The sequence below is a fragment of the Ensifer sp. ENS09 genome (assembly GCF_014852425.1).
Lineage (GTDB): Bacteria > Pseudomonadota > Alphaproteobacteria > Rhizobiales > Rhizobiaceae > Ensifer.
In genome coordinates, this window is sequence record NZ_JACVBP010000004.1 from 359,905 (window position 1) to 372,602 (window position 12,698).

The 12,698-nt window shown below is 62.4% G+C and carries 9 protein-coding genes; 8 read left to right on the top strand and 1 reads right to left on the bottom strand.

Annotated elements, in window-relative coordinates:
* The first annotated feature begins 59 nt into the window (after positions 1–59).
* Positions 60–1,253, top strand: a complete 1,194-nt coding sequence (locus IB267_RS22035; RefSeq protein WP_192449579.1) for a DUF3095 domain-containing protein — start codon at positions 60–62, stop codon at positions 1,251–1,253.
* A gap of 37 nt (positions 1,254–1,290) precedes the next feature.
* Here IB267_RS22035 and IB267_RS22040 read toward each other — a convergent pair whose 3' ends face one another.
* Positions 1,291–2,628, bottom strand: coding sequence for a nucleotide sugar dehydrogenase (locus tag IB267_RS22040; RefSeq protein ID WP_192449580.1), 1,338 nt, complete (start codon positions 2,626–2,628; stop codon positions 1,291–1,293).
* 385 nt (positions 2,629–3,013) lie between these two features.
* On the opposite strand from IB267_RS22040, the gene IB267_RS22045 reads away from it, so the two are divergent.
* The 7 genes from IB267_RS22045 to IB267_RS22075 all read left to right on the top strand — a co-directional run bounded on the left by IB267_RS22045 (position 3,014) and on the right by IB267_RS22075 (position 12,696).
* On the top strand, positions 3,014–4,363 hold the full coding sequence (locus IB267_RS22045; RefSeq protein WP_043613693.1) for an adenylate/guanylate cyclase domain-containing protein: 1,350 nt from the start codon (positions 3,014–3,016) through the stop codon (positions 4,361–4,363).
* 8 nt (positions 4,364–4,371) lie between these two features.
* Positions 4,372–5,322 (top strand): polysaccharide lyase, encoded by a 951-nt coding sequence (locus IB267_RS22050; RefSeq protein WP_192449581.1) that lies wholly within the window; start codon positions 4,372–4,374, stop codon positions 5,320–5,322.
* 123 nt (positions 5,323–5,445) lie between these two features.
* The gene (locus IB267_RS22055; protein ID WP_192449582.1) at positions 5,446–7,338 is read left to right on the top strand and encodes an ABC transporter ATP-binding protein; all 1,893 of its coding nucleotides are present in this window, start codon (positions 5,446–5,448) and stop codon (positions 7,336–7,338) included.
* Positions 7,335–9,236, top strand: coding sequence for an ABC transporter substrate-binding protein (locus IB267_RS22060; RefSeq protein WP_192449583.1), 1,902 nt, complete (start codon positions 7,335–7,337; stop codon positions 9,234–9,236). Before IB267_RS22055 ends, IB267_RS22060 begins: the two co-directional genes overlap by 4 nt.
* 1 nt (position 9,237) lies before the next feature.
* Entirely contained in the window at positions 9,238–10,236 is a 999-nt protein-coding gene (locus IB267_RS22065; RefSeq protein WP_043613700.1) for an ABC transporter permease, read from the top strand.
* Positions 10,233–11,408, top strand: a complete 1,176-nt coding sequence (locus IB267_RS22070; protein ID WP_192449584.1) for an ABC transporter permease — start codon at positions 10,233–10,235, stop codon at positions 11,406–11,408. The genes IB267_RS22065 and IB267_RS22070 overlap by 4 nt, the downstream gene beginning before the upstream one ends.
* A 70-nt stretch (positions 11,409–11,478) precedes the next feature.
* Positions 11,479–12,696, top strand: coding sequence for a glycosyltransferase family protein (locus tag IB267_RS22075; protein ID WP_192449585.1), 1,218 nt, complete (start codon positions 11,479–11,481; stop codon positions 12,694–12,696).
* Positions 12,697–12,698: the final 2 nt, after the last annotated feature.

The window sequence follows — 12,698 nt, forward strand, 5'->3', positions numbered from 1 at the left end:
TTGCGCTCCTGCGTGAATTATCTATCGAACGTTAAGGGCGAGCGAAGATCGAGGCGCTGATGGCTGAGGCAATGAAAGGGCGATTTTACGATAGCGTGCCGCTGTTTGACGCCTTCGAAGGGGTCGCGGACGAGGCGAATTACCGGCCGTTGCCGGACGGCTGGGTGGTGGCAGTGGCCGATATCGTCAATTCGACCGGTGCGATTGCCGACGGCCGCTACAAGACGGTCAACATGGCCGGCGCGAGCGTCATATCCGCCCTGATGAACGTGCTCGAAGAAAAGACGATGCCCTTCGTATTCGGGGGGGATGGCGCCTTGGCGGCGCTGCCGGCCTCGATGGCCGACCGGGCGCGGGATGCGCTGGCGGCGGTGAAGACCTGGGTGGCGGAGGAACTTGACCTTGAGTTGCGGACCGCGCTCGTTCCGGTCAGCGACATTCGCCAGCAAGGACTCGACATGCGCGTCGCCCGCTTCAAAGCGAGCGACGAGGTTTCCTACGCGATGTTTGCAGGCGGCGGCGCAAGCTGGGCCGAAGCGGCAATGAAGGCTGGGCGCTACCACGTCGCGGCGGCCCCTGCCGGAAGCCGGCCGGACCTGACCGGCCTTTCCTGTCGCTGGAACCCGATCGAGTCCCGACATGGCACCATCGCCTCGATCATCGCGGTGCCCGGGGCGAAAGGCAACGGCCCGGAATTTCAGGCGCTGATCGCCGACGTCGTCGCGCTTGCCGGCGAGGAAGATCGCGGGGGGCACCCCGTCCCCGAGCTCGGGCCGACCGCGCGGTTCTCCTTCCAGGGGATCGACACCGAGACACGTGCCGCTGCGCCCCCGGGGCGACGTTTCCTGAAACGCTGCTTCATCACCGTGCAGACGCTGGCACTTTTCGTCTGCCTTCGCATGGGCTGGAACCTCGGGCCCTTCGATACGAACCGTTACCGCCGCGATCTTGCCGACAATACCGACTTCCGCAAATTCGACGACGGCCTGAAAATGACGATCGATATCAGCGCCGCGCGGCTTGAGCGGATCGAGGCGCGGTTGCAGCGGGCAGAGGCAGAGGGCGTCGGGCACTATGGCCTGCACCGGCAGGATTCGGCTCTGATGACCTGCATCGTGCCGACGCCGATGGCCCGCGACCACATGCACTTCGTCGATGGGGCCTCCGGCGGCTATGCGGTGGCGGCGAGCCATCTCAAGGCTGCGCTGGCGCGCAACAAGGCCGCTCCCCCCGTCGCGGGTGGCACTGCCTAACCTTTGCAGACAAAGGGGCGCGCGTCGACCGTTGCGCTTAAGCCTTGATGATGTGGCTGCCTGTCAGGCCGTTGCGGTGGAAGACGTTGCGGGTATCGACGATGAGCGGCGCCCACTTGGCGAGGGCCGCGTAGTCCACCTGATCGTGGTCGGTGGCGATCAGCACGGCGTCGAACGCCGCCACCGTGGGCTCGTCGAGCGTCACCGAACGGCGGCCCTTCAGAGCAGCATATTCGCGTGTCGGCGGGATCTCGGCGACGTAGGGGTCGTGATAGGCGGTACGGCCGCCACGCTCCTCGATCAGTTCGATCAGGCGCAGCGAAGGGCTCTCGCGAATATCGGGAACGTTCTTCTTGTAGGCGAGGCCGATGACGAGGACGTTGGAGCGGCTGAGCGCCTTGCCCGCGTGCCGGTCCAGTGCTTCGGCCAGCCGGCTGACGACGTGGCGCGGCATGGCCGAGTTGATCTCGCCGGCAAGCTCGATGAAGCGCGTCGGCAGTTCGTACTCGCGCGACTTCCAGGTGAGGTAGAAGGGGTCGATCGGAATACAGTGGCCGCCGAGGCCGGGGCCGGGATAGAACGGCATGTAGCCGAACGGCTTGGTCTTGGCCGCCTCGATCACTTCCCAGACATCGATGCCCATCGCCTCGTAGACGATCTTCAATTCGTTGACGAGCGCGATGTTGACCGAGCGGAAGATATTCTCGGTGAGCTTCACGGCTTCCGCCGTGGCGTTGGACGAGACCGGCACGACGGTCTTGACCACGGAGGCGTAGAACGCCTCCATCAGCTTTGACGCCTCGGGCCCGTCGCCGGCGACAACCTTCGGAATGCTCACGGTCTCATAGACCGGATTGCCGGGGTCTTCGCGTTCCGGTGAAAAGCCGACGAAGAACTCGGCGCCGGACTTGAGCCCGGTTTCCTCGAGGATGCTGCGCACGATGCCATCGGTCGTGCCGGGGTAGGTGGTCGATTCCAGGACGATGAGTTGGGCGGGGCGCAGGGTCGCGGCGATCGCGCTAGACGTCTTTTCGACGAAGGAAAGGTCCGGGTCACGATATTTGGTCAGGGGCGTCGGCACGCAGATGACGATCACGTCGCAACGGGACAGTTCGAGAAAATCCGTCGTGGAACGGAAGCGGCCGGCACTGCTCTCCTGCGCAAGAACAGCATCCGAGACCGCGCCGATATAGGATTTGCCTGCGTCGAGCGCGACGATTTTGCCGGGATCGATGTCGAAACCGATGACGGAATAGCCCGCGCGAGCCGCGGCGATCGCCAATGGCAGGCCGACATAGCCGAGCCCGATGACGCCGACCTTGGCGCTCCGGGCGGAGATTGACGACAGCAGGCTTTCGAAATGAGGTGAGGTCAAGTTTCGGTTCCGGATCTCGTGGACAGACAGGCGCGGCGCGCGAACATGTCGTGGTTTGTTGGAGAGAAACAAGCCCCAAGTCAAGCGAGGTGCGGCGCTGCCGCCGTCGGTAGGCCGTTGAGCCGGCTATCAAATCTTCGTGCTGCAACAGGTCGGAAAAATCTTCGTCCGCCTCTGGAAATTGGCGGCGCGCGTGAATATCTGCAACATATAAGTGCCGCATTTCGGGTGCCTGCACGTCATCGACGCCGGAATCGGTTGGAGCATTTTCTTAACGGGCACGGCTCATCATCATCATCCACCGCGAACATGAACCGGCAAATTGCCGGGGCGTTCGCCGTCTCCGGATGCTGACGTGGGACGGTCTGTCATGCGAGGACGCGAAATGGGCCCGACGAACGACAACGTATCCGAAATCCTCATCGACAAGGTCGCCGACTGGCTGATGCGCACATCGCTGAGCGACGCGCCGCTGGAGACGATCGTCAAGGGCTTCTGCGAGCGGTTGGCGGCCGCCGGCCTGCCGCTGATGCGTGTCCATCTTTCCTTCTCGATGCTGCACCCGCTTTATGATGCGCTGGGGTTCACCTGGGTGCGCGGCAAGGGCGTGGAGGTCAGCGGCCTTCGGCACGAGGAACTGGCGCTCAATCCCGAGCGCTTCCTGCAGAGCCCCTATTACTACCTTCTCAATAACAATCTCGAGCATGTCCGCCGACGCCTCTACCAGGATACGCCGTCCGAATTTCCGATCTTCGACGACCTCAAGGAGATGGGGGCAACGGATTATCTAGCCTTCATGCAGTCGCTGGGCGCCGATTCAGGCCACGGCATGGTCGGCTCCTGGACGACCGATCGCCACGGCGGTTTTACAGATGACGTGATCGGCGCGCTTTTGAAGCTGCAATATCACCTGGCGGTCGCCGCAAAGATGGCGGTGCTCGGCAAGCTCGCCGACAACATGCTGACCACCTATCTCGGCTCCAGCGCCGGCCGACGCGTAATGAGCGGCCAGGTTCGCCGCGGCGACGGCGAGACCGTGCGCGCCATCCTCGTCATGGGCGACATGCGCCGCTCGACGATGCTTGCGGAAAAGGAAGGGCGTCAGTCCTATATCGAGACGCTGAATACATATTTCGATGCGATCGCAGCCCCCTTCAACCGCAACGGCGGTCATATTCTGAGTTTCGTCGGTGACGGCTTCATCGCCGTCTATCCCTGTGGGCGCCACAAGGAGCCCTCGGAATTTGCCGCTCGCGAGGCCTTTGCCGCCGTGCGCGCGGCAACCGCCCGCATGGACATGCTGAACGGGGAGCGGCGTAAGCAGGCACGCGATCCGATCGGCTACGGCATCGGCCTGCATGTGGGCAACGTGATGTTCGGCAATGTGGGCCTGCGCGACCGGCTAACGTTCTCGGCCTTCGGTTCCGCCGTCAATGAAGTCCAGAGGCTGCAGAACCTGACCAAGAAATACGCCCACAGCGTCGTCGCAAGCGAAGCCTTCGTCAATTATTGCGGCGGTGACTGGACGGCCCTCGGCCAGGAAAAGCTCCGGGGCGTCCGGCAGAAATTCACGATCCTCTACCCCAACGACGCGGCCTTGCTCGCAAGGGCCGACGAACGCTTCGACGACGTGTTGCAGGATGGACTTTCCGAGGCGGAGCATGTCATGCTGCTTCATCGCAATACGCGTCCGCTGCAGCCGCCGCGCGGCCTGATCGACAAGATGCTTCAGTAGGGTGAAGAATGTTTCGTACCGTCCTTTTCGCCGCTTCCATCCTCATGGCCGGGAGCGCGATGGCGCAGCCATGGGAAACCAAGCTTTCCGACGGCTTTGAGGGGCGGGATTTCGCGCCTGAGGGCGGGCTCTACTATCGCGAGAATTTCGAACAGACCGCCGGCACGGTGGAGTTTCAGGGCGACGTCAAGCACAACGGCAACGGCGCGCTCAAGCTGAGCGTCGTTCCGACCTGTCCTGATTCGCTCGACGGTTGCAGCGAGCGGGCCGAGATCTGGGAGAAGACGGCACTGCGTGTGCCCTACGACCAGGGCGTTTGGTATGGCTTTGCCGTCAAGTTTGCCGACCCGATCCCGAACGAGGACCATCGTTATCTGATCGCCCAGTGGAAGCGCGAGATCGACCCGGGTGCGGAGGGCGATTTCAGCCCGTTCCTCGCCCTGAGGCTCGAGGCTGGCAAGCTCTTCGCCACGGTGGAAACGAACTATATCGCGCCACTCTCGGCCGGTCCTGAGGGAAAGCCGGCGAGCTGCAAGCCGGGTGAAGTTCCCGTTTGGGGACGGCCGGGCGTCAACCAGATGCGCATGCTGGTCGCGGCGGACAACAATTGGGAGCTGATTGACGGCAGTCTCTTCAATGCGTGCACCGATGCGATCAAGGTGACGAGCCACGGCAATCCGTTGCCCGACCCGAAGTCCGGCTGGATCGATTTCGCGATCTACACGCTGCCGGGAGCCAATGGCACGGGGCGCATCGAACTGTTCGCCAACGACAAGCCGATCATCACGGTGACCGGCCATATCGGCCACGACGATAAGGGGCTCGGCAAGAACCAGTACTTCAAGTTCGGCCCCTACCGGGCGGCCGATGACGCCAACTGGACGCTGTTTTACGACGACTTTCGACGCTCGCCCAATTGCGCCGACGTGTTGAAGGGCGGTGCCTGCCCTTCGTTCTAACCATCTGAAGATGCAGGTGGGTATGGCCTCGTCTGCCACCGGGTGTGCTGGACAGCCCTTAGAAGCTGCGCTAGTCTTTTTTTAGAGGCGGCGGATAAAAAGCAATGAGGGAAGCGTGCTGCTATGACATCTGGGGCGGACCTGCTACGAGTTGAAGGTCTGCGGATCACATTCTCGGTGCTCGGCGGCGAAGTTCAAGCCGTCAATAACGCGAATTTCAGGATTTTGCCCGGCAAGGTGACGGCGCTCGTCGGCGAGTCCGGATCGGGGAAATCCGCAATCAGCCAGGCGGTGATGGGCATTTTGCCCAACGTCGCCAAGGTTGGTGGCAAAATTTTGTTCAACGACCCGACGACGGCGGCAAAGCCGATCGACCTGCTCTCGCTCGAGCGGGAAGGGGAGGAGATTCGTGCCCTGCGCGGCACGCGCATCAGCAAGATTTTCCAGGAGCCGATGACATCGCTGTCGCCGCTCCACACGATCGGAAACCAGATTTCCGAAGTTCTGAAGATCCACACGGACGCGGAAAAGGCGGAACGTCGGGCGCGAACGGAAGAGCTGCTCGGCTATGTGGGTTTTGCCAACCCGAAGCGCGCCTACGACATGTATCCGTTCGAGCTTTCGGGCGGCATGCGCCAGCGCGCGATGATCGCGATGGCATTGATCTGCCGGCCGGCGCTGCTGATCGCCGACGAGCCGACGACGGCGCTCGACGTGACGGTTCAGGCGCAGATCCTGAAACTCCTGCGCGAGCTTCAGGTCAAGCTCAACATGGCCATGCTGCTGATCACTCATGACCTTGGCGTTGTCGCCAACATGGCCGACGAAGTTGTGGTGATCTATCACGGCCAGATCGTCGAGGCCGGTCCGGTCGAGGCGATTTTCCGCAACCCGCAGCATCCCTATCTCAAGGGGCTGATGGCCGCGGTACCGCATTTCGACATGAAGCCTGGCGAACGGCTGAAGGCGCTGCGCGAAGTGCCGGTCAAGGCCGGCACGCTGCTCGGGACCTCGGCGGCCGACCGGCGCACCGGTCCCGATGTGCTGTTGTCCGTCCGTAATGTCTCGAAGACCTACGGAACGCGGAAATCGTCCTGGTTCGGCGGTGGCGAAAATACGCTGCATCGCGCCGTCGACGATGTCAGCTTCGACATCCGCCGTGGTGAGTGCCTTGGCCTCGTCGGGGAAAGCGGCTGCGGCAAGACCACTGTCAGCAAGATCCTGATGCGCGCCATCACGCCCGACCGGGGCTCGGTGACCTTCGACAATGGCGAGGGACCGGTCGATGTCCTGAAGGTGCGGGGCGACGACCTCAAGGCCATGCGATCCAAGATCCAGATGGTCTTCCAGGATCCGGTCTCCTCGCTCTCGCCGCGCATGACCGTCAAGAACATTCTCAGCGAGCCGCTGGAGATCCACAGCCGCGGTACGGCGAAGTCGCGCGTCGAGACGGTGCGTTCGCTGTTGCAGGCCGTCGGCCTCGACCAGCGCTTCATCAACCGCTACCCGCATTCGTTCTCGGGCGGCCAACGCCAGCGCATCGGCATTGCGCGTGCGCTTGCGCTCGTGCCGGAACTGCTGATCTGCGACGAGCCGGTGTCGGCGCTCGACGTTTCCGTCCAGGCGCAGATCCTCAACCTGCTCAAGGATCTGCAGAAGGAGCTGGGGCTGACCTGCCTGTTCATCTCGCACAATCTCGCGGTCGTCGACTACATGGCCGATCGTATCGCCGTGATGTGCGCCGGGCGGATCGTCGAACTGGCGCCGCGCGAGGTGCTGATGCGCAATCCGGTTCATCCCTATACCAAGTCGCTGCTGGCGGCGGTCCCTTACCCGGATCTCGACCGGCCCCTTGATTTCGAACGGCTGAAGGACAGCGAAGGTTCGGACATGCGGCGCTGGGGGCCACAGTTCCGGGACGACGATGCCGGCGACGCGCTGATCCCCGCGGATCTCGGCGGTGACCACATCGTGCTGGCACGCCGATCCGTGGATGCAAGGGAGTTGCGGCCATGATCACCCGCCGAACTGTACTGGCATTGCTTGCGACCGTGGCTCTGCCGACGCGGCTCTTTGCGGCTTCGGGCGAGCCCGCGTTCTGGGAAAAGCAGATTGCCGACGGCAAGCTGCCGCCGCTTGCCGAGCGTCTGCCGAAGACGCCGCGCGTCATCAACGTCGCAGCCATGGGGCGCCAGCCCGGCAAGTATGGTGGCGAGGTGCGGATGCTGATCGGCAGCGCCAAGGACATCCGCCTGATGACGATCTACGGCTATGCCCGCCTGGTCGGCTTCGACGAGGCGCTGAAGATCGAACCGGACGTTCTCGAAAGCTTCGAAACGGTCGAGGACCGCATCTTCACCTTCCACATCCGCGAAGGCCACAAATGGTCCGACGGCACGCCGCTGACGTCGGAAGATTTCCGCTATTGCTGGGACGACGTTCTCAACAACGAAAAGCTGAGCCCGGCCGGGCTGCCGACGGCGCTGGTCATGGATGGCGAGGCTGCCAAGTTCGAGATCATCGACGAACGCACCGTGCGCTACTCCTGGTCGACGCCCAATCCCGACTTCCTGCAGAAGCTCGCCGGCCCCCAGCCCATGGTGGTGGTGATGCCGTCGGCCTACCTGAAACAGTTCCATGAGAAGTATCAGGAAGAAGACAAGCTCAAGGCGCTGATGAAGGAAGAGCGGGTCAAGAAATGGAGCCAGCTGCATATGCGCATGGCCCGTTCCTACCGCCCGGAAAACCCGGATCTGCCGACGCTCGATCCCTGGCGCAACACGACGCCGCTTCCGGCCGAACAATTCGTCTTCGAGCGCAATCCTTACTACCATCGCGTCGACGAGAACGGCCTGCAGCTACCCTATATCGACAAGTTCGTGCTCAGCGTCAGTTCCTCGGCGTTGATCCCGGCCAAGACCGGCACCGGCGAAAGCGACCTGCAGGCGACCGCCATCGACTTCGTCGACTATACCTTCCTCAAGGATTCCGAGAAGCGCTATCCGGTGAAGGTGCTTCTGTGGAAGAAGACGCAGGGCTCGCGCCTGGCGCTGCTTCCCAATCTCAATTGCTCGGACGAGGTTTGGCGGGCGCTGCTACAGGACGTACGCGTTCGCCGCGCTCTATCGATTGCGATCGACCGCACCGAAATCAACAAGGCGGTGTTCTACGGCCTGACCAAGGAAAGCGCCGATACCGTTCTGCCGGACAGCCCGCTCTTCCGGCCGGAGTTTGCCAGTGCCTGGGTCGCCCATGATCCGGAGCAGGCCAATGCACTGCTCGACGAGGCGGGCCTCACCAAGAAGGGCAGCGACGGCATCCGCATTCTTTCCGACGGGCGCGCAGCGCAGATCGTCGTGGAGACGGCGGGCGAGAGCACGCTCGAGACGGACGTGCTGCAGCTCATCACCGACTATTGGCAGAAGGTCGGGATATCGCTCTTCATCCGGACATCGCAGCGCGACACGTTCCGCAGCCGCGCCGTCGGTGGCGAGATCATCATGTCGATGTGGTTCGGCATAGACAATGGCGTGCCGACGGCCAGCATGAACCCTGGCCAGCTTGCGCCGACCGCCGACGACCAGCTGCAATGGCCGGTCTGGGGGCTGAACTATCTTTCCCACGGCGAAATGGGCCAGGCTCCGGACCTTCCGGCAGCCGTCGAACTGACGGAACTGCTGCAGCGCTGGCGGCATTCGGCCGAGGACGCCGAGCGGACGGAGATCTGGAGCCGGATGCTCTCGATCTACACCGACCAGGTGTTCTCGATCGGCATCGTCAACGCCTCGCTCCAGCCGATCCTCGTGGCAAAGAAGCTGAGGAACGTGCCTGACACTGCGCTCTACGGCTTCGACCCCACTTGCTATTTCGGTGTCTACAAACCCGACACCTTCTGGATCGAACAGGAAGGCTGACATGCTGCGATATATTCTCTGGCGTATCGCGGCGATGGTTCCGACCCTCCTCATCATTTCCGCTCTTGTCTTCACCATCATCGAGCTGCCGCCGGGTGACTACTTCGAAAGCTATGTTGCCGAGATCAAGGCGCAGGGCGAAGGCGTCGACATGGAGCAGATCGAGGCGCTTCGGAAGGAGTATGGCTTCGACCAGCCGCCGGTGCTGCGCTACGTTTACTGGCTCGGCGGCATGCTGCAGGGCGATTTCGGCTATTCCTTCGAGTACGAGCTTCCGGTCAGCGCCGTCGTCGGCGATCGCCTGTGGCTGACAATCCTCGTTTCCTTCGTCACCATCATCTTCACCTGGCTGATCGCTTTCCCGATCGGCATCTACTCGGCGACCCATCAGTACAGCTGGGGCGATTACGGCCTCTCGCTGATGGGCCTGATCGGCATCGCCATCCCCAACTTCATGCTGGCGCTGATCCTGATGTACTTCGCCAACATCTGGTTCGGGATTTCCATCGGCCACCTGATGGACCAGAAGTATCTCGCCGAACCCATGAGTTGGGAAAAGGCGAAGTCGATCCTCGAACACATCTGGATTCCGGTCATCATCGTCGGCGCGGCGGGTACTGCCGGCATGATCCGGCGCCTGCGCGCCAACCTGCTCGACGAACTGCAGAAGCAGTATGTGGTGACGGCGCGGGCCAAGGGCCTGTCACCGATGCGCACGCTGGTGAAGTATCCGTTGCGCATGGCGCTGAACTTCTTCATCTCGGATATCGGCTCGATCCTGCCGGCGATCATCTCCGGCGCGGAAATCACCGCGATCGTGCTGTCGCTCGAGACCACCGGCCCGATGCTGATCAAGGCGTTGCAGAGCCAGGATATGTATCTTGCCGGGTCGTTCCTGATGTTCCTGGCCTTCCTGACGGTGATCGGCGTGCTGATCTCCGACATCGCGCTCGCCATTCTTGATCCTCGAATTCGGCTGCAAGGCAGGAGCACCAAGTGACGTCATTTCTCCCGGCGCCCGGCGAGCCCATGCCGCACTACGTATCGACGGCCCCGTTCGATCCCTATTCCGTCGAGGCGATGACGGACGAGCAGGTGCGGGTCAACCAGGCTTCGCAGCTGCGACTGATGTGGTGGAAGTTCCGCCGCCACAGGCTCGCGCTTGCGTCGGGCATCTTTCTTGCAGTGCTGTACCTGATGATCGTCGTCTGCGAGTTTCTGGCGCCCTACAACCTGCACACACGCAACATGGACTACATCTATGCCCCGCCGCAGGGGGTGCATCTTTTCCATGAGGGCAAGTTCGTCGGACCCTTCGTCTACGGCCGCACGATGACGCTGGATATGGACACGCTGAAGCGCAACTACGCCGACGATACCAAGGACGTGCAGCCGCTTCGCTTCTTCTGCCGCGGTGACGGTTATCGCTTCTGGGGGCTGTTCGAAAGCAACGTGCATCTCGTCTGTCCGGCAAAGGGCGGCCAGGCCTTCTTCCTCGGAACGGACCGCCTCGGTCGTGACGTGCTGTCGCGCATCATCTATGGCGCGCGGATTTCGCTGACGATCGGCCTGCTCGGCATCACCGTCAGCTTCGTGCTCGGCATCGTCATCGGTGGTCTCGCCGGCTACCATGGCGGCGTCTTCGATCTCATCGTCCAGCGCGTGATCGAGGTGCTGCAGTCGATCCCGAGCATTCCGCTCTGGCTGTCGCTGGCGGCGATCATGCCGGCGACCTGGAGCCCGATCTTCATCTATCTGGCGATCACGATCATCCTCGGCCTGCTCGACTGGACCGGGCTTGCGCGCGCTGTCCGTTCGAAGTTGCTGGCCTTGCGCGAGGAGGATTATGTGCTTGCGGCCCAGCTCATGGGCGCAAGGAGCAGCCGCATCATCGGCCGGCACCTCGTACCCGGTTTCATGTCGCATCTGATTGCCACGGCGACGATTGCGATTCCCGGCATGATCCTGGGCGAAACGGCGCTCAGCTTCCTTGGCCTCGGTCTCAGGCCGCCCATCACCAGCTGGGGTATTTTGCTGACAGAGGCGAAAAGCGTCAGCGTCATTGCCTTCTATCCCTGGCTCCTATTTCCCACAATTCCGGTCATTTTTGTGATTTTGGCGTTCAACTTCTTGGGAGATGGGTTGCGTGACGCCGCCGATCCCTACAAATGAAGCCCGGTTTGACGCAGCCATACGGCGCGCGTGAAACGGTTCATCGTACCCTGAGTGAAAGGTTTCTTGCATGATGCGGCGTTTTGAAGATGCCCGGATCCTCATGTATAGCCATGACACGTTCGGGCTCGGACACCTCAGGCGCTGCCGCACGATCGCGCATTCGCTGGTGGAAGACTATCGCGGCTTGAACATCCTGATCATTTCCGGGGCGACGATTGCCGGCGCGTTCGACTATCGCGCGCGCGTGGATTTCGTGAAGATCCCGAGCGTGATCAAGCTGCACAATGGCGACTACACCTCGCTCGACCGCCATATCGAACTCGACGAGACGCTGAAGATGCGCCAGGCGATCATTCGCCATACGGCAGAGACCTTCAAGCCGGATATCTTCATCGTCGACAAGGAGCCGATGGGCCTGCGCGGCGAGGTCGAGGAGACGCTGACCTATCTGAAAGCGCACGGCACGACGCTCGTCCTCGGCCTGCGTGAGGTCATGGACGCGCCGCACCTGCTCGAGGCCGAGTGGAAGCGCCGCGACACCATGCGCAAGATCGAGCAGTATTACGACACGATCTGGGTCTACGGCCCGCCCGACTTCTACGACCCCCTGACCGAACTCGACGTGCCGCCGGCGGTGCGCGAACGCATGAACTTCGTCGGCTTCCTGCAGCGTAGCGTTCCGCGCGAGGAACTGCCGGGCCATAAGCCTCAGGGCGACTACATTCTCGTCACCACGGGCGGCGGCGGCGACGGCGCGGACCTTATCCACGACGTCATCCACGCCTATCAGCAAGATCCCGAGCTCACCCACAAGGCGCTAATCGTGCTTGGGCCCTACATGCCGGTGAAGAAGCGGGAGAAGCTGATCCGCAAGGGCAGCAAGATCCCCTTCATCAAGATCATCGAATTCGACAATCGCATGGAGGAACTCATCGCCGGCGCCAAAGGCGTCGTCGCCATGGGCGGCTACAACACCTATTGCGAAATCCTCTCCTTCGACAAGCCGGCGCTGATCGTGCCGCGCATCCAGCCGCGTGAGGAGCAATTGATCCGCGCGCGCCGGGCTGCCGAGTTGGGGTTGGTCGAGATGCTCCTGCCGGACGAGGCCGAGGATCCGTTGCGGCTGGCGGCGGCGCTGAAGGCGCTGCCCTATCGCGCGCCACCGTCGAAGAGCAGCGCCAACGGCCTGCGGTTGGAAGGCCTCGTGCACATCTCCGAAATCGTCGGCAGATGGCTCGATCGGCCATCGAGCAACCACCTGAACATCGTGAAGAAATCGAGCTGAAG

Excerpts from the sequence above, each read along its gene's own strand:
- IB267_RS22035 (WP_192449579.1), top strand. The coding sequence starts at position 60 with ATGGCTGAGGCAATGAAAGGGCGATTTTACGATAGCGTGCCGCTGTTT.
- IB267_RS22045 (WP_043613693.1), top strand. The coding sequence starts at position 3,014 with ATGGGCCCGACGAACGACAACGTATCCGAAATCCTCATCGACAAGGTC.
- IB267_RS22055 (WP_192449582.1), top strand. The coding sequence starts at position 5,446 with ATGACATCTGGGGCGGACCTGCTACGAGTTGAAGGTCTGCGGATCACA.
- IB267_RS22060 (WP_192449583.1), top strand. The coding sequence starts at position 7,335 with ATGATCACCCGCCGAACTGTACTGGCATTGCTTGCGACCGTGGCTCTG.
- IB267_RS22065 (WP_043613700.1), top strand. The coding sequence starts at position 9,238 with ATGCTGCGATATATTCTCTGGCGTATCGCGGCGATGGTTCCGACCCTC.
- IB267_RS22075 (WP_192449585.1), top strand. The coding sequence starts at position 11,479 with ATGATGCGGCGTTTTGAAGATGCCCGGATCCTCATGTATAGCCATGAC.
- IB267_RS22050 (WP_192449581.1), top strand. The coding sequence starts at position 4,372 with ATGTTTCGTACCGTCCTTTTCGCCGCTTCCATCCTCATGGCCGGGAGC.